General features: G+C 36.4%; 19 protein-coding genes. 9 read left to right on the top strand and 10 right to left on the bottom strand.

What is annotated here, in order from left to right; all coding sequences use genetic code 11:
- Positions 1-394: 394 nt before the first annotated feature.
- On the top strand, positions 395-1,162 hold the full coding sequence (gene rlmB, locus AC3ITD_RS08715; RefSeq protein WP_489365732.1) for a 23S rRNA (guanosine(2251)-2'-O)-methyltransferase RlmB: 768 nt from the start codon (positions 395-397) through the stop codon (positions 1,160-1,162).
- Between the two features lie 66 nt (positions 1,163-1,228).
- The gene (locus AC3ITD_RS08710) at positions 1,229-1,978 is read left to right on the top strand and encodes a DUF5995 family protein (protein WP_489365731.1); all 750 of its coding nucleotides are present in this window, start codon (positions 1,229-1,231) and stop codon (positions 1,976-1,978) included.
- Here AC3ITD_RS08710 and AC3ITD_RS08705 read toward each other — a convergent pair.
- Together AC3ITD_RS08705 and AC3ITD_RS08700 are read right to left on the bottom strand one after the other, a co-directional pair.
- Positions 1,975-3,066 carry a mannose-1-phosphate guanylyltransferase gene (locus AC3ITD_RS08705; RefSeq protein WP_489365729.1) on the bottom strand — a complete coding sequence of 364 codons (1,092 nt, stop codon included), beginning with the start codon at positions 3,064-3,066 and terminating at the stop codon, positions 1,975-1,977. The genes AC3ITD_RS08710 and AC3ITD_RS08705 overlap by 4 nt on opposite strands.
- 14 nt (positions 3,067-3,080) lie before the next feature.
- A complete protein-coding gene (locus AC3ITD_RS08700; RefSeq protein WP_265801093.1) occupies positions 3,081-4,049 on the bottom strand; it encodes a KpsF/GutQ family sugar-phosphate isomerase in 969 nt (322 codons plus the stop codon).
- Positions 4,050-4,140: 91 nt separating this feature from the next.
- Here AC3ITD_RS08700 and recQ point away from each other — a divergent pair, with 91 nt between their 5' ends.
- The 3 genes from recQ (at position 4,141) to AC3ITD_RS08685 (ending at position 7,948) form a co-directional block, all read left to right on the top strand.
- A complete protein-coding gene (recQ, locus tag AC3ITD_RS08695) occupies positions 4,141-6,330 on the top strand; it encodes a DNA helicase RecQ (RefSeq protein ID WP_489366650.1) in 2,190 nt (729 codons plus the stop codon).
- An 86-nt stretch (positions 6,331-6,416) separates the two neighbouring features.
- Positions 6,417-7,229: a 3-deoxy-8-phosphooctulonate synthase gene (kdsA, locus tag AC3ITD_RS08690; protein ID WP_489365727.1), complete on the top strand. Its 813-nt coding sequence runs from the start codon at positions 6,417-6,419 to the stop codon at positions 7,227-7,229.
- 2 nt (positions 7,230-7,231) lie between these two features.
- Positions 7,232-7,948, top strand: coding sequence for a YqjF family protein (locus tag AC3ITD_RS08685; protein WP_489365725.1), 717 nt, complete (start codon positions 7,232-7,234; stop codon positions 7,946-7,948).
- A 286-nt stretch (positions 7,949-8,234) separates the two neighbouring features.
- Here the strand turns inward: AC3ITD_RS08685 and AC3ITD_RS08680 are convergent, their stop codons facing one another.
- On the bottom strand, positions 8,235-10,121 hold the full coding sequence (locus tag AC3ITD_RS08680; RefSeq protein WP_489365723.1) for an OmpA family protein: 1,887 nt from the start codon (positions 10,119-10,121) through the stop codon (positions 8,235-8,237).
- 38 nt (positions 10,122-10,159) lie between these two features.
- On the bottom strand, positions 10,160-10,783 hold the full coding sequence (locus AC3ITD_RS08675; protein ID WP_489365721.1) for a 7-carboxy-7-deazaguanine synthase QueE: 624 nt from the start codon (positions 10,781-10,783) through the stop codon (positions 10,160-10,162).
- A gap of 106 nt (positions 10,784-10,889) precedes the next feature.
- Here AC3ITD_RS08675 and AC3ITD_RS08670 point away from each other — a divergent pair, with 106 nt between their 5' ends.
- Positions 10,890-11,225, top strand: coding sequence for a Rieske (2Fe-2S) protein (locus AC3ITD_RS08670; protein ID WP_489365719.1), 336 nt, complete (start codon positions 10,890-10,892; stop codon positions 11,223-11,225).
- A gap of 135 nt (positions 11,226-11,360) precedes the next feature.
- Here AC3ITD_RS08670 and AC3ITD_RS08665 read toward each other — a convergent pair whose 3' ends face one another.
- The 5 genes from AC3ITD_RS08665 to AC3ITD_RS08645 all read right to left on the bottom strand — a co-directional run bounded on the left by AC3ITD_RS08665 (position 11,361) and on the right by AC3ITD_RS08645 (position 15,690).
- Positions 11,361-11,780, bottom strand: a complete 420-nt coding sequence (locus AC3ITD_RS08665; protein WP_489365717.1) for a type II toxin-antitoxin system VapC family toxin — start codon at positions 11,778-11,780, stop codon at positions 11,361-11,363.
- Positions 11,781-11,783: 3 nt separating this feature from the next.
- Positions 11,784-12,044 (bottom strand): DUF6364 family protein, encoded by a 261-nt coding sequence (locus tag AC3ITD_RS08660; RefSeq protein WP_463486146.1) that lies wholly within the window; start codon positions 12,042-12,044, stop codon positions 11,784-11,786.
- A gap of 141 nt (positions 12,045-12,185) precedes the next feature.
- Positions 12,186-13,067 (bottom strand): bifunctional 5,10-methylenetetrahydrofolate dehydrogenase/5,10-methenyltetrahydrofolate cyclohydrolase, encoded by an 882-nt coding sequence (locus AC3ITD_RS08655; RefSeq protein ID WP_489365714.1) that lies wholly within the window; start codon positions 13,065-13,067, stop codon positions 12,186-12,188.
- Between the two features lie 88 nt (positions 13,068-13,155).
- Positions 13,156-14,943, bottom strand: coding sequence for a translation elongation factor 4 (gene lepA / locus AC3ITD_RS08650; protein WP_056848806.1), 1,788 nt, complete (start codon positions 14,941-14,943; stop codon positions 13,156-13,158).
- 261 nt (positions 14,944-15,204) lie between these two features.
- The gene (locus tag AC3ITD_RS08645; protein ID WP_489365712.1) at positions 15,205-15,690 is read right to left on the bottom strand and encodes an acyl-CoA thioesterase; all 486 of its coding nucleotides are present in this window, start codon (positions 15,688-15,690) and stop codon (positions 15,205-15,207) included.
- A 67-nt stretch (positions 15,691-15,757) separates the two neighbouring features.
- On the opposite strand from AC3ITD_RS08645, the gene AC3ITD_RS08640 reads away from it, so the two are divergent.
- Positions 15,758-16,192 (top strand): Hsp20/alpha crystallin family protein, encoded by a 435-nt coding sequence (locus tag AC3ITD_RS08640; protein ID WP_489365710.1) that lies wholly within the window; start codon positions 15,758-15,760, stop codon positions 16,190-16,192.
- Between the two features lie 156 nt (positions 16,193-16,348).
- Positions 16,349-17,665 carry a hypothetical protein gene (locus AC3ITD_RS08635; protein ID WP_056848809.1) on the top strand — a complete coding sequence of 439 codons (1,317 nt, stop codon included), beginning with the start codon at positions 16,349-16,351 and terminating at the stop codon, positions 17,663-17,665.
- Between the two features lie 50 nt (positions 17,666-17,715).
- On the opposite strand, the gene AC3ITD_RS08630 is transcribed toward AC3ITD_RS08635, so the two are convergent.
- Positions 17,716-18,738 carry a S66 peptidase family protein gene (locus AC3ITD_RS08630; RefSeq protein ID WP_489365707.1) on the bottom strand — a complete coding sequence of 341 codons (1,023 nt, stop codon included), beginning with the start codon at positions 18,736-18,738 and terminating at the stop codon, positions 17,716-17,718.
- Positions 18,739-19,068: 330 nt separating this feature from the next.
- Here AC3ITD_RS08630 and AC3ITD_RS08625 point away from each other — a divergent pair, with 330 nt between their 5' ends.
- Complete coding sequence (locus AC3ITD_RS08625) at positions 19,069-19,584, top strand: D-glycero-alpha-D-manno-heptose-1,7-bisphosphate 7-phosphatase (RefSeq protein ID WP_489365705.1); 516 nt, start codon at positions 19,069-19,071, stop codon at positions 19,582-19,584.
- The last annotated feature ends 147 nt before the right edge of the window (positions 19,585-19,731 follow it).

The following is a 19,731-nucleotide window of genomic DNA, read 5'->3' as shown; positions in this document are numbered from 1 at the left end:
CTGTTTGTTAACAAATTGAAGAAGAATAAGATTAAGTTTTCGTTATTTTAAAAAGATCTCAAATCTCTGAACAATAAAATGTTAATAATGAAAGGGCGATAAACATGGGTTTATAGGGAATGGATAACTGAGGGAATAGGGAATTGGTAATTGAAAATAGTGAATAGGCAATAGTGAAGAGGTAATGAGGAATAGGTGATTGGCTATAATACAAAAGATAGTAGTACTTTTCTTAAGTTAGACTAATCAACTTCCTATTTCCAATTATTTATTACCTCTATAATTCGATTGCCAATAAAAATCAATCCTCTGATTTATTCCCATATTTTCCAATAGCAAATAATTTTGCTTGCCTTGCGGGAAAAACAATTACTTTTGCAAACAATTTTACATCATGGATAATTTTAGAAAACCACAAAGAGCAAAGGAAAATAATGAGTTTGTATTTGGCATTAGAGCTGTAATTGAAGCAGTTAAAGCTGGCAGAGATATTGAAACGATTTATCAACAACGTGGTCTGGGAGGAGAATTATTTCTGGAATTAAAAGCTTTACTTAAAGATACTTTGATCCCATTGAACGCTGTTCCAATTGAGAAATTGAATAGAATGTCTCAAAAAAATCATCAAGGTGTTATAGCTGTTATTTCTCCCATCACTTATCAAAATATTGAGGATATTGTTCCTGCTGTTTTTGAAAAAGGCGAAGTGCCTTTAATATTGGTGTTAGATAGTGTTACCGATGTACGTAACATGGGTGCAATTGCTCGTACAGCTGCTTGCGTGGGTGTGCATGCTATTGTAGTACCGTTAAAAAATGCCGCACAAATTAACGCAGATGCTATTAAAACTTCTGCGGGAGCACTATTTAATATCCCAATTTGCAGACATGCTAACCTTCATAAAACCTGTTTGTTTTTGCAAGAAAGCGGTTTGCAAATTGTAGCCTGTACCGAGAAAACTACAGACTTAATTTACTTGCCAGATTATACCATGCCAACAGCAATCGTTATGGGTTCGGAAGATGAGGGGATTTCCAACGATCTTTTAAGAGTGGCAGATCATTTAGCAAAAATTCCAATGGCTGGCAAAATAGAATCATTAAATGTGTCAGTTTCTGCGGGTGTTATTTTATATGAGGCTGTAAGACAAAGAACTACCTAAGGATGGTGTCCTTTTAATTTCTTAGTTAGGAATATAATTATGTATTTTTAATTAGAAATTCCACTTATGCTTCCTGCAAAGAACATTACCGAAGTTATCACTCATTTAGATGATATTATAAACCAAAGTATAGCAAAGAAATCCAGAGCAGGATATTTTGCTTGCTTGTATCGAAAAATGACCGTAGCTGTTCAAAATGGGATAAATGATGGCTTGTTTGAGGACGGACGGCGGATGGAAAAGCTTGATGTGATTTTTGCAAATCGATATATCGACGCTTATTTCTGTAATTTGAACCAGACTCCACTAACTTCTTCATGGAAATCTGCTTTCGATGCCAGTTTACAGCCTTACACTGCCATTCAACATTTATTAATGGGCATGAATGCACATATTAACTTGGATCTAGGCATCGCTGCTGCTGAAACTGCAAAGGATTCTGATATCCAGTTGATTAAAAAAGATTTCAATCTTATCAACAATATTATTGGTAGCTTGATAAATATAATCCAAAAGGATTTAGAAGAGATTTGCGCCCCAATGAAATTATTAAAATATGTTGATAATAAAAGCAAAGAGTCTGTAATCAATTTTAGCATTACAGCGGCAAGAAACACAGCTTGGGCAAATGCTGTTGGCCTCTCCGTTCTGCAAACGAATATGTATCAGGGCTACATCAAAAATCTGGATGATAAAATTAATGTAGTAGCCAGAAATATTATAAATCCTAACTTTTCTCAAAGCTTAGTTTTAAGAACAGTTAGGATTTTCGAACCAAAAGATGTTGGCGAGATTTTAAGATTTTTAAAAGATTAAATGAATTTATTGCCGAATCTAGATTTAACTTCGGCTACAAATTCTTTTACTTTTTGCTCCTCATTACGTGGGCAAATCATTAACATATTGTTGTTTTCCACTACAATGTAATCATGTAATCCTTGTAGAATGACCAGTTTATCTTTCGGTACATTCACCATACAATTCGACGAATCGAACATAATTACCTGTTCTGACGGAATTACCGCATTACCAACGTAATCCTTCTCAGCCATTTCATAAATTGAAGCCCAGGTACCTAGGTCAGACCAGCCAAAATCAGCAGGTAAAACGTAAACATTGTCTGCCTTCTCCATAATACCAAAATCGATAGAGATATTGGTGCATTGCAGATAAGCATTATTTATAAAATCATTTTCTCTTTCGTTATTCATTTCTGAACGACCTTGATTGAAAATCTCGTACATGTCTGGTAAATGCCTTTCAAAGGCCTTCAAAATTGATTTTGCTGACCAAATAAAAATTCCGGCGTTCCATAAAAAATCACCACTTTGGATAAATGATTTGGCTAGTTCCAAATTTGGCTTTTCTGTAAATGTTTTAACGCGATGTAAATCAGTATCGGTATTTAGAACATGATCGGTGTGCTGAATGTAGCCGTAACCAGTATCAGGCCTGTTTGGCTTAATACCCAACGTAATCAGACAATCATTTTTCGAAGCGGCATCAAGCGATTGCTCAATGGAATCGATAAAACCATCTATGTTAGCAATAGTATGATCGGATGGCGCTACAACTATAGTCGCGTTGGGATTAAGCTCATGTATTTTTAAACTTCCATAAGCTACACAAGGGGCTGTATTTCTTAATAAAGGTTCCGCCAAGATTTGATTATCTGAGAGTTGTGGTAACTGTTCTTTTACAAGATCAGCATAAATCTCATTGGTAACGATAAATATATTTTCTGGTAAACAGATTTTTAAAAACCTTTCGTAAGTGCTTTGAATCAGTGTTTTACCAACTCCAAAAAAATCGATAAATTGCTTAGGGTATTCTGTTCTGCTCACCGGCCAGAAGCGACTTCCGACTCCGCCAGCCATTATTAGGGCGTAATAATCTTTATTCATTTTATGATTTAAAATTACACTATTCCTTCATTCAAAAGATCGTGCAAATGGATAATTCCAAAGTAAGTGTTTTGTTTCAGTACTAGCAACTGTGTAATGTTATTTTCCTTAATTATGTGTAGTGCTTCTACTGCAAGAGCGTCATACTGTATGCTTTTTGGCTGCTTACCCATAATATCTTCGGCCTTCAGTCCAGTAACCGAATCATTGTTCTCAAGCATGCGTCTGATATCGCCATCGGTAATTACACCAATAACACTATTTTCCTCATCAACAACAGCAACAGCACCCAAACGGTTTTTGCTAATTTCTATTAATACATCCTTAACGGAGGCCGAGGGATTTATTGAAGGTTTTTCATTAGAAAGGGCCAGATCTTTGGCCTTTAAATAAAGTTTCTTTCCTAATGATCCTCCGGGGTGATATTTTGCAAAATCAGACTCATTAAATTCTCTACATTCTAAGAGACAAATAGCCAATGCATCGCCCAGGGCAAGTTGAGCTGTAGTGCTGGTTGTGGGTGCTAAATTATGAGGGCAAGCCTCTTTTTCAAATGAGGTATTTAATACAAGATCTGCCTGTTCGGCTAAAAAAGATGCCAATTCCCCAACCATTCCGATCAGTTTATTTCCTGCAGATTTAAGCAATGGAACCAACACTTTTATTTCTGGAGTATTTCCGCTTTTTGATAAACAAATAATGACATCATTTCTTTGAATCATACCCAAATCGCCATGAATTGCATCTGCGGCATGCATAAAAATAGCAGGCGTGCCAGTAGAATTAAAAGTAGCAACAATTTTTTGAGCGATAATAGCGCTTTTGCCTATGCCCGTTACAATAACTCTTCCATCACAATTTAAAATGGTAGATACCACTTGCTCGAAATCATCGTTAATGTTTTTCGCAACATTTAGTATCGCTGCTGCTTCAAGCTCTAAAGTGCTTATGGCTGATTGGATTATGTATTTTTTACTTTTCAAAGAGAAAATAATTGTTGGTGAATACTTGAAATTCTTGTAAAATTATGTTATTTTGGATAGAAAAATAGCATCGCATATTTTATTACACAAAATGGACGTGAAAAAGTCGTTATTTGATAACCTACAAAATTTCTTTGGGTTTGATAATTTCAAAGGTGATCAGGAGTCGATCATAACAAATATATTAGAAGGCAATAATACTTTCGTTATTATGCCAACCGGCGGAGGAAAGTCTATTTGCTATCAATTGCCAGCATTAATGAGCGAAGGAACGGCGATTGTAATTTCTCCTCTAATTGCATTAATGAAAAACCAGGTGGATCAATTAAGGGCATTTGGCGGAAATGATAGTATCGCACATTTTCTTAACTCATCTTTAAATAAGTCTGAAATTACACAAGTTAAGTCTGATCTTTTAAGTGGCCAGACGAAGTTGTTATATGTTGCGCCAGAGTCGCTGGCTAAGCAAGATAATATTGAATTCCTTAATTTAATAAAGATCTCTTTTGTTGCGGTTGATGAAGCACATTGTATATCGGAATGGGGTCATGATTTCAGACCTGAATACCGTAAAATAAAGCAGGTGATTGCAGGCTTGGGCAATAATATTCCTATTATAGCTTTAACAGCTACTGCCACACCGAAGGTTCAGCAAGATATTATGAAAAACCTTGGCATGACCGAGGCTACACTATTTAAATCGTCATTTAACAGGCCCAACTTATTTTATGAAATCCGCCCAAAAAGGGATATCACAAAAGAAATCATAAAATATATTAAATCGAATCCAGGGAAATCAGGAATCATTTATTGTCTCAGCCGTAAAAAAGTTGAAGAAGTTGCAGAAGCGCTAAACCTTAATGGAATTAGTGCTTTGCCATATCATGCTGGTTTAGAACCGAAAATTAGAGCTGAAACACAAGATCGCTTTTTGATGGAAGATGCAGAAGTGATTGTAGCGACAATTGCTTTTGGTATGGGGATCGATAAACCTGACGTTCGTTTCGTTATCCATCATGATGTGCCTAAAAGTATGGAAGGTTATTACCAGGAAACTGGGAGAGCTGGCCGTGATGGTGGCGAAGGAGTTTGTATTGCTTTCTACGCTCAAAAGGATGTAGATAAGCTTGCTAAATTTATGAAAGATAAGCCGGTTTCTGAACGCGAAATTGGTACACAAATTTTAAAAGAAGTTATTGATTATGCTGAATCTGGCGTTTGCCGACGTAAGCAGATACTTCATTATTTTGGAGAAAATTTTAATGAAACAGGTTGCAATTGCATGTGCGATAACTGCAAAAAACCTAAAAAACAATTTGATGCGGAAGAGCAGCTATCAACCTTGTTAAAATTTATCGAAAAAACAGGAGAGAAGTTTGACGATGCACATTTACTAAACGTGTTTTTGGGCTTAGAAACAGCACAAACCATTGCTTACGAGCATCGCAAAGTTCCGGAATTTGGAATCGGTAAAGAGGAAGGAATTTTGTTTTGGAAATCAGTTATCCGGCAGGCCGTTCTGAATAATTACCTTTTTAAGGATATTGATAATTATGGTTTATTGAAGCTAACTAAACAAGGAAGAGACTTTATTATCAATCCTTACAGCTTGAAATTTATCTTAAATGAACCGATTGAAACGGGCGCAGATGATGATGATGATGATGTAAAACAAGGTCCTGGAGCATTAGATAACCACTTGCTACAGCTGCTAAAAGATTTACGTAAAAAAATTGCCAAGCAAAAAAGTGTTCCACCCTTTGTTGTTTTTCAAGATCCATCTTTGGAGGAAATGTGTACGCATTATCCAATTACAATGGAAGAACTTCGACAAATACATGGTGTTGGCTCTGGTAAAGCAATGAAATTTGGTAGCCCTTTTATTGAATTAATCAAGAAATATGTAGAAGATAACGACATTGAGCGACCAATTGATTTGATTATAAAAACTCAAGCCAATAAATCGCAAATGAAGGTTTCTATTATTCAAAACATCGATAGACAGATTGGTTTAGAAGATATTGCGGATTCAAAAGGAATTACTTACGAAGAAATTTTAAAAGAGGTAGAATCAATTGTAAACTCAGGTACCAAACTTAATTTAAACTATTTTATTGATGAAGTCATTGATGACGATAGACAAGATGAGGTTTTTGATTACTTCCGTTCTGCCGAAAGCGATTCGATCGATGAAGCACTTAATGAACTTGGCGAAACTGACTATACCCGCGAAGAAATCCAATTGATGCGAATAAAATTCATGTCAGAACTAGGGAACTAAAATTAGATTTGAGATAAAGAGACTAGATTTTAGACGGTTGACGTTTGAAATTTCAAATCTCAAATCTCAAGTCTTAAATCTCAATTATGCTAAACTATTTAGATAAAATAAAAAATACAGAATCCGGAAATTTTTTTTTGATGGCTGGTCCATGTGCAATAGAAGGTGAAGATATCGCCATGCGCATTGCTGAAAAGATTATTACGATTACAGATAAACTTAAAATCCCTTACATCTTCAAGGGTTCTTATCGCAAAGCAAATAGGAGCAAAGGCAGCTCTTTTACAGGGATTGGCGATGAAAAAGCCTTACGAATTTTGGAGCGTATTGGTCGCGAATTTGGCGTGCCTACCGTTACAGATATCCACGAAAGTGGTGAGGCTGCAATGGCTGCTGCATATGTAGACGTTTTGCAGATCCCTGCTTTTTTGTGTCGCCAGACTGACTTGTTGATTGCTGCTGCCGAAACTGGTAAAGTAGTTAATGTAAAAAAAGGTCAATTTCTTTCTGCTGGTTCAATGAAATTTGCAGTTGAAAAAGTGCGGGAAGCTGGAAACGAAAAAGTAATTTTAACGGATAGGGGAAATACTTTTGGCTACCAGGATTTAATTGTTGATTATCGGGGTTTACCAGAAATGCAAAGCTTCGGTGTTCCCGTTGTGATGGATTGTACGCATTCGTTACAGCAACCAAATCAGGCAAGTGGTGTAACCGGAGGTAAACCCGAGTTAATTTTAACTATTGCTAAAGCAGCCATTGCAGTTGGTGCAGATGGCTTGTTTATCGAAACTCACCCAGATCCAGCAAATGCGAAATCAGATGGAGCTAATATGCTGCATTTAGATTTATTGGAAGAAACTTTAACCAAGTTGATCCGGATTAGGCAGGCTATTCTTTAAAAATGACAAACTCAAAGGTATTTCTTACTGCCGAATGGCGAAAACTTGCTTTGGCACAATATGCTGTGGATAAGGCTGTGCTTTTGAAATACCTACCGCCCAATACAGAATTGGATGATTGGCAAGGTAAATACTATGTGAGCCTAGTTGGTTTTATGTTCGTAGATGTAAAATTAAGGGGCTTTAATATCCCGTTTCATACCAATTTTGAGGAAGTTAATCTTCGTTTTTACGTTAAATACAAAGATGGTGAGGAGTGGAAGAGGGGCGTTGTTTTTATAAAAGAAATTGTGCCGTTGCCAGCCATCACCTTTGTCGCAAATACAGTTTACAAAGAGAATTACCAAACTCTGCCGATGAAACACGTTTGGATTGAGCAAGAACATCAACTTGAAGTAGATTATCATTGGAAGAACAAAACCTGGAATAAATTTTCTGTTACCGCTTTGTCAAAAGCTGAGGAAATTGCTGTGGGCAGCGAAGAAGAATTCATTACCGAACATTATTGGGGTTATACTAAGATTGGATTGAATAGAACTTCTGAATATGGCGTAGAACATCCACGCTGGGAAGCTTACCCAGTTAAACAATACAAAATTGAAGTTGATTTTGGGATTAATTACGGAAGTGATTTCGGTTTTCTTAACCATGCTGAACCAGATTCAGTAATGCTCGCAGAAGGCTCAGAAATCAGGGTTTTGAAAGGGAAAAAGTTTTAAGTGTTAATAGTATTTTCATAGGCTGGTTCGCTATAAACCGGTCGTCATTGCGAGAAACTATTTTTCATAGTTTCGTGGCAATCTCACTTGATAAAATAATACCACAGATGGGATTGTGCCAAACGCACTTCTCTGTAGGTTCAATCGATGAAAAATCGATTTCGCCTGCCTGCCGCAGGCAATGACGGAAAGTTAAAAACGTCAATGGTAATGGAGCGAAAAATCTGTTGACAAACAACACATGCCTTCTAATAATCAAAGACAAATTTTGTTTTCTATTAAAAAATTAAACTTTAGTTATCAAAAACGATGTTCTTCTATTGCTTTTTCGCCCAAGCTCGGTTTTATTATCTGCAATTGGTTTATTTGCCCCAAAGCCTTTGAACGTGAGTCTTTTGGCTTCAATATTGTTTTTTAATAGATATTCATAAACGGCATTCGCCCGATTAAGTGATAACTTTTCGTTCAATTTAGCATCGCCTATATTATCTGTATGACCTTGAATTTCGATATCTACCGTTGGATTTTGAGTTAAGAACTCAATCAATAAATCCAGTTCTCTAATTGATGACGGCAAAAGATTGTACTTATTAGTGTCGAAGAAAATATTTCTCAAAGTTACATTACCACCTTGTTTAATTTTTTCGATGTAGACTTCTATTTGATAGGGCTTGTTGATATCACCGGCCTTTAATTCAAAGTTTTCAGAATAAAACAAATAACCTTCTGCATTAACATTGAAAAGATAATTACTTCCGATAGGCATAACAGCTAGAAACTGGCCAGTTTCGGGGTCGGTATAGTCATCAAAAACTGTATTGTTTGATTTTAAATCGATAACCTGAACATTGCTTTCTATCGTTTTCTTGGTGTCCTTATCTCTCACAATTCCTTTTACATACGATACTTTCAATGGTTTCGCAATTTCCGGCAAACCGAAACTATAAATATCCTGACCACCGAAGCCGTCTTTTAGGTTAGAGGAAAACATTCCCGTATTTCCATCAGCACTAACAATTAAACCGCTCTCATCATTAAATGAATTTATCGGATAGCCGATATTAACAGGTTTTTGAAACTTTCCTTTAGCATCCATTCTGCTGTAGTAAATATCTTTGTTTCCAAAACCTGGCCATCCATCTGAGGAAAAGTAAAGTGTCTTTCCATCAGCGTGTAGAAAGGGTGTGTTTTCATCGTAAATTGTATTTATTTCAGGACCAAGATTTATAGCAGGTCCCCATTTGGCATCATCAGTAATGGTGCTTTTCCAGATGTCGTAGCCTCCTGAACCGCCGGGACGGTTGCTGATGAAATACAAAGTTCTACCATCTGGACTTATTGCTGGTTGTGACTCCCAATACTCAGAATTTACAGGTTTGCCAATATTATAAGGTTCGCCCCAATCTTTGCCTTCACGGTGAGAAACATAAATATCACATCGACCCAGCCCATCTGGGCGATTACATCCCGTAAAAAATAAATATTTTCCATCTGGAGATATCGTTTGAGCGCCTTCATTGTATCTAGTCGTATTAATGTTGGCTGATAAAGGCGTAGCTAAATTCCATGAATTATTCTTGAATTGAGAAGTCCAAAAGTCTTCGTTCCCGTTCGTTAGGCGGGTAAATACTAATGTTTCTCCATCGGCTGTCAAAGCAGGGAAATACTCTGAGTCGTTTGTATTAACGCCATTTCCTAGGTTAGCTGGTGCGTACTTAACGGGCTTCTTAATTTCAAGGGATACAAAATCACAGTCCATTAAGTATTTCTTTGCTCGTTTTGCCCGGTCAGAAGAATTATCTAAAGATAAGAATTCGCTAAAATGTTGTTTTGCCTGATCATATTCTTGTGTGGCAAATTCCATCTCGGCTAAGCCATACATCACTTCAGAAGCTACATTTTTATTGATCAGTAACGCTTTTTGGTAAGCGGCTTTAGCATCTGAATATCTCTTTTGCGCTTTGTAAACGCCGCCGAGTAAGACGAATGCATTTTGAAATAGGGGATCTGCCTCCACAGCACTTTTCAAAACGTGCTCGGCAGATGCATAATCTAATTTCTCAATGTATGGTCCTGCTTTTTCGAAAAAAGTTTGTGCTTTTCTATTAGGTGAACTTTGAGCATAACAGAAAACAATTGATATACTTAAAAATAAGAGAAACCAGTATTTCATTACATCAACATTTGGTGATCAAAGCTAATGTAGACTATTTAAGGAATATTTAAAAATTTATGCGTTTGCAAAGAGATCTCCCATTTTGGGTTAGCCATTACGTACTCGATAATCATTGGGGTAATTTCCTTGGATTTTGACCACTCTGGCTGAAGATAAAGCTTACAGGTTGGCGATACCATTGCCGCATATTCCTCTGCCCATTTAAAATCACTTTTATTAAAAACAATAACTTTCAACTCGTGGGCGAAAGGGGTAATATCGGGTCTGGGTGCTTTAAATTTTTTTGGTGATAAACAGATCCAATCCCAATGGCCTGAAAGAGGATAAGCACCCGAAGTTTCAATAAATGTTAAGATACCTCTATCTCTTAGTTTTTGAGTGAGGTAGTCAAGATTGTAAATAAGCGGCTCACCGCCAGTAATTACCACAGCTTTGCCCGGGAACTTATCTGCATTTTCTACAATTACATCAGCAGGAGTTAAGGGATGCATTTCAGCGTCCCAGCTTTCTTTCACATCGCACCAGTGGCATCCGACGTCACAACCGCCTAAGCGAATAAAATAAGCTGCTTTTCCGGTGTTGAATCCTTCGCCTTGTATCGTATAGAACTCTTCCATTAAAGGAAGTAATGTGCCGTCTTCTGCTATATCTTGTTTCATTTTTGAGGATGCAAATATCTTAAAAAAATACGGTGTAGCAGTTCCTCTTTTAAAAATTAATGTAAAGATGAAATAAGACTGATATTTAAATAGTTATTTTAGCTGGATGAAGTGGTTCAAAGCGCTAAATATTAATCAAATCCCTAATGCCAACTCAATAAAGACGCTTGAGGTTAATGGAAAACAACTCTGCGTAATCAATAATGAAGAAAAAATTGTGGTAACCCAATCTTCTTGCCCACATGCTGGCGGTCACTTTTCTGGTGGTTGGTGCAAAAATGGAAATCTGATCTGTCCGATACATCGCTATGAATACAGTTTGGAAACCGGAAGAGGTGCTGAGGGTCAGGGCGATTATATTGATATTTATCCATGTGAGTTAAGAGAAGATGGCTTGTATGTTGGTTTTGAAGAAGGCTGGTGGAGTAAGCTTTGGGGATAAGTTAACCACAGATAAAAAAGGATGGACACAGATAGACTTAAGCAAAAATATTAGCCACCGAAACTTTAATGAATAGAAACGAGCTTAACTTCTGTGTTTTCGTTGCTAACAAATCTGTGTCCATCTGTGGTTAAATCAGTTTAGTAAATACCTTTTAAAAAACTCTTGACAATTTAAAACTTCTATCTCAGCAAAATAGAAATCATCAACATTTTCGGTAATGATGCATTTACAGTTAACAGATTCTGCCGCATAATATTCTAATCCATCTTCAAAATCATGAATAGACTTGTTTGCAAGTGTATCTGAAACACCTTTTGATAAGTTTTCAGCAATTTTAATATGTTGACAGAGCAAATCTATTTTCTGTTTCGCTAACAGTGATTCATGTTTTTTTTCTGCAAAGTAAAAAGCAATTGCTAGGCAAAGTGGCGAAGTATAAACTTCAAATTTTGGATGAGATGCCAAACTTAAAATCCTTGAAGAATAAGTAAAAAGGGGATATTCTTTATTCAAAACTGAAACTAAAACGTTTGCATCTAAAAATATCTTCATCGATTATTTTTTAGAAGAGAAGAACTCATCTTTTGATGCTTTGCGGCCAGCCTTAACGGTTTTTTTATATTCTACTTCGCCCTCTGCAACCATACTTACCCAATCAGAAATGGGGTAATCTTCTAGCGATTTATAATCACTGGAAGTAACTTGAGTTAACAAATGCTCAATTAAACGCGATAGGCTAATATTGTTATCAGCAGCGTATTTTTTAGCCTTTGTTACTACGTCTTGGTTAAAGCTTAAAGTTAGTTTCGAATCCATAACATTATATTTATAATCAAATATAATTATTTTACGTATAATAAAAAATATTTACACGTAAAAAAAGCAATCCATTATTTGAATTGCTTTTAATTATTTTTGAACCGTGGATTTTTCGCTTTGGCGTTTAAGCTTTCAGCTTTAAGAATAAATTTCTTTCCTGGCTGATGCTAATGTATTCTTTAACAAACCTACAATCGTCATTAAACCGACTCCACCGGGAACAGGTGTAATATAAGATGCAATTGGCGCTACGTTTTCGAAATCTACATCTCCATATAATTTGAAACCAGATTTTGTTTCGGTAGATGTTTCACGGTTGATGCCCACATCAATAATTATTGCGCCCGGTTTTACCATGTCGGCGGTGATGAAATTCTTTTTGCCAATTGCCGCAATAATAATATCGCCTTGTAAAACCTGCTCTTTTAAATCTTTTGTACGAGAGTGGGTAAGCGTAACTGTACAGTTGCCTGGGTTTGCATTCCGGGCCATTAAAATACTCATTGGACTACCAACAATGTTACTTCTTCCTACTACTACACAATGCATCCCAGAGGTATTAATGTTATATTCCTGTAACATCAATAAAATTCCATAAGGTGTAGCAGGGATGAAGCAGGGTAGATTACGCATCATTCTGCCCAAGTTTACCGGATGAAAACCATCTACATCTTTACGGTAATCAATAGCTTCCGTAACTTTCTCAGGGTCTATATGTTTTGGTAAAGGGAGCTGAACAATTAATCCATCAACATCAGCATCTTTGTTAATTTCTTCGATTTTAGCCAATAATTCAGCCTCAGTAACCGAATTATCATAGCGATGAAGTGAAGACTTGAAACCCACCTTCTCGCAGTTTTTCATTTTACTGGCCACATAGGTTTCGCTTCCGCCATCGTTGCCCACTAAAATGGCAACCAAATGAGGCTTGCGTCCATTGCTATTTAAAAATTCTGCAGCTTCTTCAGCAATCTGAACTTTAACTTTTTCTGATACGTATTTACCGTCTAATAATTTCATTCTTGAAGAGATGTTAAAAATGAGATTTGAGATCTGAGATCGAACAAATTGTCTAACGTCCCATGCCTATTATCTCATATCTAAATTTTTAATCCAATTTCAAAACCGCCATAAATGCACTTTGTGGAATTTCTACGTTTCCAACCTGGCGCATGCGTTTTTTACCTTTTTTCTGTTTCTCTAATAATTTACGCTTCCGGGAAATATCACCACCGTAACATTTAGCTGTAACATCTTTACGTAAAGCACTAAGTGTTTCACGAGCGATCACTTTTGCACCAATAGAAGCTTGAATTTTAATTTCGAACTGTTGACGAGGGATTAACTCTCTTAATTTCTCGCAAATTTTCTTTCCGAAATCGTAAGCGTTACTTCTGTGAATGAGTGAGGAAAGCGCATCAACCGGTTCATCATTAATTAACATATCTAAACGAACCAAATCTGACTTGCGGTAACCTACCTGGTGGTAATCGAAAGATGCGTAGCCCTTTGAAATGGTTTTTAACTTATCATAAAAGTCGAAAACAATCTCGCCCATTGGCATTTCGAAAACCAGTTCAACGCGATCGGAAGTTAAGTAGGATTGATTTACAATCGTTCCTCTTTTCTGTATACAGAGCGACATTACCGGTCCGACAAAATCGGCTTTAGTAATGATATTGGCTTTGATAAATGGTTCCTCAACAGAATCCAGTTTGCTTGGATCAGGGAGGTCTGATGGATTGTTTACAAAAATCTCATCTCCTTTTGTAGTATGAGCGATGTAGGATACGTTAGGAACGGTTGTGATTACCGTCATGTCGAATTCACGCTCTAAACGTTCTTGAATGATCTCCATGTGCAACATACCCAAAAATCCGCAACGGAAACCAAAGCCTAAGGCTGCCGAACTTTCAGGTTCAAATACGATAGATGCATCATTCAGCTGCAGCTTGTGCATTGCCTCACGAAGTTCTTCGAACTCATCGGTATCAACAGGATAAATCCCAGCGAAAACCATTGGTTTAACTTCTTCAAAACCTTGAATTGCATCTAAAGATGGTCTTGCAGTTGTTGTAATGGTATCACCAACTTTTACTTCTCTGGCTTCTTTTATCCCTGAAATGATATAACCCACATCTCCGGTTTTAACTACGCTCCGTGGTGCCATATCCAGTTTCAAAATTCCTACCTCATCAGCAAGGTATTCCTTTCCTGTATTAATAAACTTAACCTTGTCGCCTTTTTTAATCTCGCCGTTTACCACTTTGTAATAAGCGATAATTCCTCTAAAAGAATTAAAAACCGAGTCGAAAATTAAGGCTTGTAACGGCGCTTCAGGATCGCCAACGGGTGCTGGAACGCGATCTACAATGGCTTGAATAATATCGGGAATTCCTAAGCCAGTTTTGCCTGATGCAGGAATAATATCTTCACGTTTACAGCCAATTAAATCAATAATCTGGTCTTTAACTTCCTCAGGCATCGCCCCAGGCAAATCCATTTTGTTTAAGATTGGAATAATTTCGAGGTCGTGTTCTAAAGCTAGATACAAATTCGAAATGGTTTGTGCTTGAATCCCTTGCGAAGCATCTACAATTAATAAAGCGCCTTCGCAAGCAGCGATAGAACGCGAAACTTCATAAGAGAAATCGACGTGTCCTGGGGTATCAATCAAGTTAAAGTTATATTCAATATCTCCAACCTTATAGTTCATTTGTATGGCATGACTTTTAATCGTTATGCCTCGCTCACGCTCCAAATCCATATTATCGAGCAATTGCGCCTGCGCTTCACGCTGCGAAATTGTCGCTGTATATTCTAATAACCTATCTGCCAAAGTGCTCTTGCCATGGTCGATATGTGCAATAATGCAAAAATTACGTATATGCTTCATCTTTGCGCAAAGATATGCTTTTTAATGGAAAATTTACCGTCGAAAATGGAATGCTAAGCGGCCAATTTTTTTATAAAACAAGGTAATATTTGCTGATTAGAAAATTAATGACTTCTTCCGTTCAGGAGCAAAAATGTTTAGTCGTTTCGTTATCTTTATTCTCCGAAAAAAAATCGGTTATTTCGAAGGAGCAATCTCAATTAATAGCATTAATAAAATGCATAGTTACTATTGAATTTAATTGCTAAAGCATGCCTTATATCAAATTAGCTGCTCAAAAGTCAACATTTTTTGCTTTTCAGCGTCAGGTATTGTAGTTGGTCTTTTTGTATTAGGGTCAATCGCTATGCAAACTGTTTTTCCTTTACTGCAAATTACTTCTTCGGTTCCCTTTAGTTTTACAATTTGATACTCCAAGTCAAAGCTTGTATTGCCAATTCGTGATGTTTTCACATGAACTGCTATTTTATCATTCATCACAATCGGCAGGATATAATCCAGTTCAGCATGAGCAATGACGATTCCAGTTTTATTCCAATCCCACTTTACAATTTCTTCCCAATACTTAGTTCTCGCAATTTCCAAGTAGGTAAAATATACTGAATTATTCACATGGCCCATTAAATCAAAATCAACAAAACGAAGATGAATGTTCGTTTTATAGTTGAATTTGTCGGAAAAATCACGTATTTCTGACAATTTGTCTTTTGATTTCGATTTGTTTTGCCAAAATGTCTTAAAAATCATAAAAATTTGGTTTGGTATGTAAGTTGAATAACGACTGATATCAGATTAAAAAAATAAAATTAAAGATATGACACTTGTAAATTTTAACAACAGAACCCGCAACACAGCACCTTACTTTAACAATGTTTTCGATTCATTGTTTAGTGAAGCAGTAAGTAAAAACAAAATGGTTGATAAATCGCCAAACGTTAACATTCAAGAAAATGAGACTGCATATGTGATTGAGTTGGCGGCACCAGGTTTGAAGAAAGAAGATTTTCAAATCAATTTAAAAAGAGATACGCTTTCTGTTTGGGCAGAAGTTAAAACAGAAGAAACACAGGTTGCAAAGGATTATACCCGTAAAGAATTTGATTTCAGCTCGTTTGCCAGATCATTTAATTTGCCAGAAACTGCAGATGGTGAAAAAATTACGGCAGAATATAAAGATGGTATTTTGGTAATTAACATTGGCAAAAAAGACGATACTAAATTACAACACAAAGAAATAGTAGTATCGTAGAACAAAATATTCTCGAAAGAGGGTTTTTCATAATAGTTTAAGTTTAGGTTTTATAAGGTTAACGTTGGATGACGTTAACCTTATTTTTTATATTTAGATTGATTTTAAGTTAAAACATCAAGTTAGCCTAACGTCATTTTTTTGTACTTTTGCGCCATGGAAAGAGAAATTCTGGATACTAAACGTAAAGCACTTAAGATTAATCTTGACCCAAGGATATACGGTACTTTTGCCGAAATTGGTGCAGGACAAGAAGTTTCGAGGAACTTCTTCAACGCTGGTGCAGCTTCCGGAACCGTTGCAAAAACGATGTCGGCCTATGATATGACTTTTAGCGATGCGATTTATGGTGCTGAAACTAATGGTCGTTATGTAAGCCAGAATAGACTTTTGCAAATGCTCGATCATGAATTTGGCCTACTTAACGAAAGATTATCTGGCGAAAAATATGAAAGTAGAACATTCTTTGCTTTTGCCGATACGGTTACCACGCTAAATTATAAACGTACAAATGAACCTCACGGTTGGGTAGGACTTCGTTTCCAAAACGAGCCTGGTGGTGCTCCAAATGAAATATTTTTCCATGTCCGCTTGCTTGATACCGATGTAAATATGCAACAGCGTGTGCTTGGTATTATTGGCGTTAATTTAGTTTATGCAGCCTTCTATCTTAATGAAGATCCAAAATTAATGGTTGAATCTTTAGCGGATAACTTAACGATTGGTTCTGTTGAAATAGATCTAATCTCGGTTAAGGGCCCGGCATTTCCTGGGGTAGATAATATCTTACTTAATTTATACATGATTATGAAAGATTTTTCTGCGGCAGCTATCTTTGACGCAGATACACACCCACGCCAGGCTAAAGATTTATTGTACAAAAAGGACATCATGATTTTACGAACCAAATATGGTCAGAAATCATTACCCAATTTTAATTTATTTAATAAGGCTACAGAGCAATTTAAACGAACCAATAAAGTAGAAGAGGGAAACATTGCTGTTATGATTGAGGTTCTATTGACCAATGTTTTAACGGATGAACAAGAAACTCCAGATCATATTGATTTAGAATCGGTTGCTAAACGTACGCAAGAAATGTGCGATACTGGAAATATTGTGATCGTTTCAAATTTCACACGTCATAATCGGTTAGCTAAGTATTTGGCTCGTTGTAAGCCAAAAAGTGTTGGCCTTGCTACCAATATTAACAACTTGAAGTTCGTTTTTAACTCTACAAATTTTAAAGGTGAGAATTATTCTGGTCAGTTATTGAGCTATGTTAACGACATGTTCAACACAAATGTTCGTTTATTTGCCTATCCGTTTTTAGATAAAAAAACAAATGAAGTAATTACAACTTCGAATATGCCTGTTACGCCTGAGGCAAAGCCACTTTTTGATTTCCTTTTAGTTAACGGGTACATCACCGATATTAAAGATTACAGTGAAGATGAAGTAAAAACGGTTTAGTTTATACGTTATCATCCCCGAGAACTCTACTTTGATATTTTAAATGATCATTAAAGGCTTTGAAGGGTAGTTCCTGTTTCAGTAACTCTCAAACTATGTTTTGCGCCACATTTTAGTGCAAAATTATTTCGTTGATGTCCTACAGGGAAGTCAAATGCGATCGGGTAGTTGTAGTTTTTAACTTTTTCCAACACTATCTCATAAATAGTTTTGCCAAACTCTTCGCCAGTATCATCTGGTTTAACTTTGAAACCTCCGATTATCAAACCTTTGAGGTTTTTTAGTTTACCGCTACGTTTCAAGTTCCATAACATCCTATCGATGCTGTAAAGGTATTCACCTGTATCTTCGATAAAGAGAATTTTATCTTTGGTGTCCAAATCGGAATCACTGCCAGACAGTGTTTCAATAATACTCAGATTTCCACCAACTAAAACTCCTTCTACGCTTCCTGGTTTATTATTTATGTTTGTGGGGGCTGAATATCCCATTGGTGCTCCAATTAAGGCATTTTTTATTGATAAGATGGTTTCGATCTGAATGGGTTCTGCTTTAGCCCAATCATCTGGGAAACTGTTACACATTTTGGAGTGGATAGAAGCAATGCCATAGTTTTTGGCAAGATGGCAATGTAAAACAGTGATATCACTAAATCCGATAATCCATTTTGGATTTTTTTTAAATGATGAAAAATCTAATTGATCTATAATTCTGACGAAGCCATATCCGCCCCGGGCACACATGATGGCTTTTATATTAGGGTCGTCCAACATCGTTTGGAAATCCTTCAATCTTTCCTCATCTGTGCCGCCGTAAGTGAAATCGCGTTTTCCAATTGTTTCACCTATTTTTATTTGGAAACCCCAGCCTTGCATTTGCAAAATTGAAGGCTGCACTTGTTCAGTAGTGATAAAACCAGCCGGACTTGTTATTCCAATCCAATCGCCTCGATTTAAATAAGGTGGTATCTTAAATGATGAAGTTTCGCTTTCAATACTTTTGCCGAAGCTTTTAAAAATGGGCATTACGGTAGCAGCTGCGATAAAAGAGGAAAGGAATTTTTTTCTGTTCATCTGGTTTAAAGAAGTGATTGATATTAAAAGCTAATATAAAGTAAATAATTTTTGCTCAAAAGAAAAGGGATCTATATCCATAAATCCCTTTTTTAAACCAAACAAATTAATCTGTAAAAGATTAGTATAATGTGAATTATATAGATAACCCCTGATAAAATAAAAAGTTTGATGTTTGATGAATTTATTTTTTGCTACCCGATTTGGGCATTAGTTTAAAGTTCAATCGATATAACTAATACACTTGATTATTATATTTTATATATTTTAGCAAATCAATTTTTACTAGAGATAATTCAGTTAAGCTGGAGTCTCCAATCCCGAATTTAAATGAATAAAGCTATTTTTCTAGACCGTGATGGCGTTTTGAATCACGAAATTTATGATTACATCTGCCGTGTTGAAGATTTTAAGATCCTGGAGTATCAAATTCCCGTACTGAAGAAATTATATGATGAAGGTTTTCTGCTTATTGTAATTACAAATCAAGGCGGCATTGCGTTAAAAAGGTATAGCGAGCAAGAGCTGGCAATTATGCATCAAATGTTGAGAAATGCCTTTGTAGCAAAAGGCGCTGATATTGCTGGATTTTACTATTGTCCACACCATCCAACTGTTGGCGGGGAGTGTAAATGTCGCAAACCTGCCTCTGGAATGATTCTCGATGCTATTGATATGTATGACATCGATCCTGCTCAATCGCTAATGATTGGCGATAAGCCAAGAGACGTAGAGGCTGCAAATGGGGCAGGAGTGAAGGGTATCCTGATCGAGCCCGACGAGCAGATTAGTTACGAGAAGGTGAAGGAAGTTTTGAGTTTAGAGTTTAAAGTTGGAAGTTTTTAGTTTGGAGATCGGCGTATGCTAAGCGCTCAAGCCGAAAGACTCATACTTTCCTTATTCATCTAATATCTTTAAAAATAAAAAAGTCCTAAGTAAGAGTTAAACTCCATGCTTAGGACTTTTTTTAGACTCCAGACTCTCGACTGAAGA

Source organism: Pedobacter sp. KH_004 (assembly GCF_057840755.1).
This window is presented reverse-complemented; position numbering and strand designations above follow the sequence as displayed.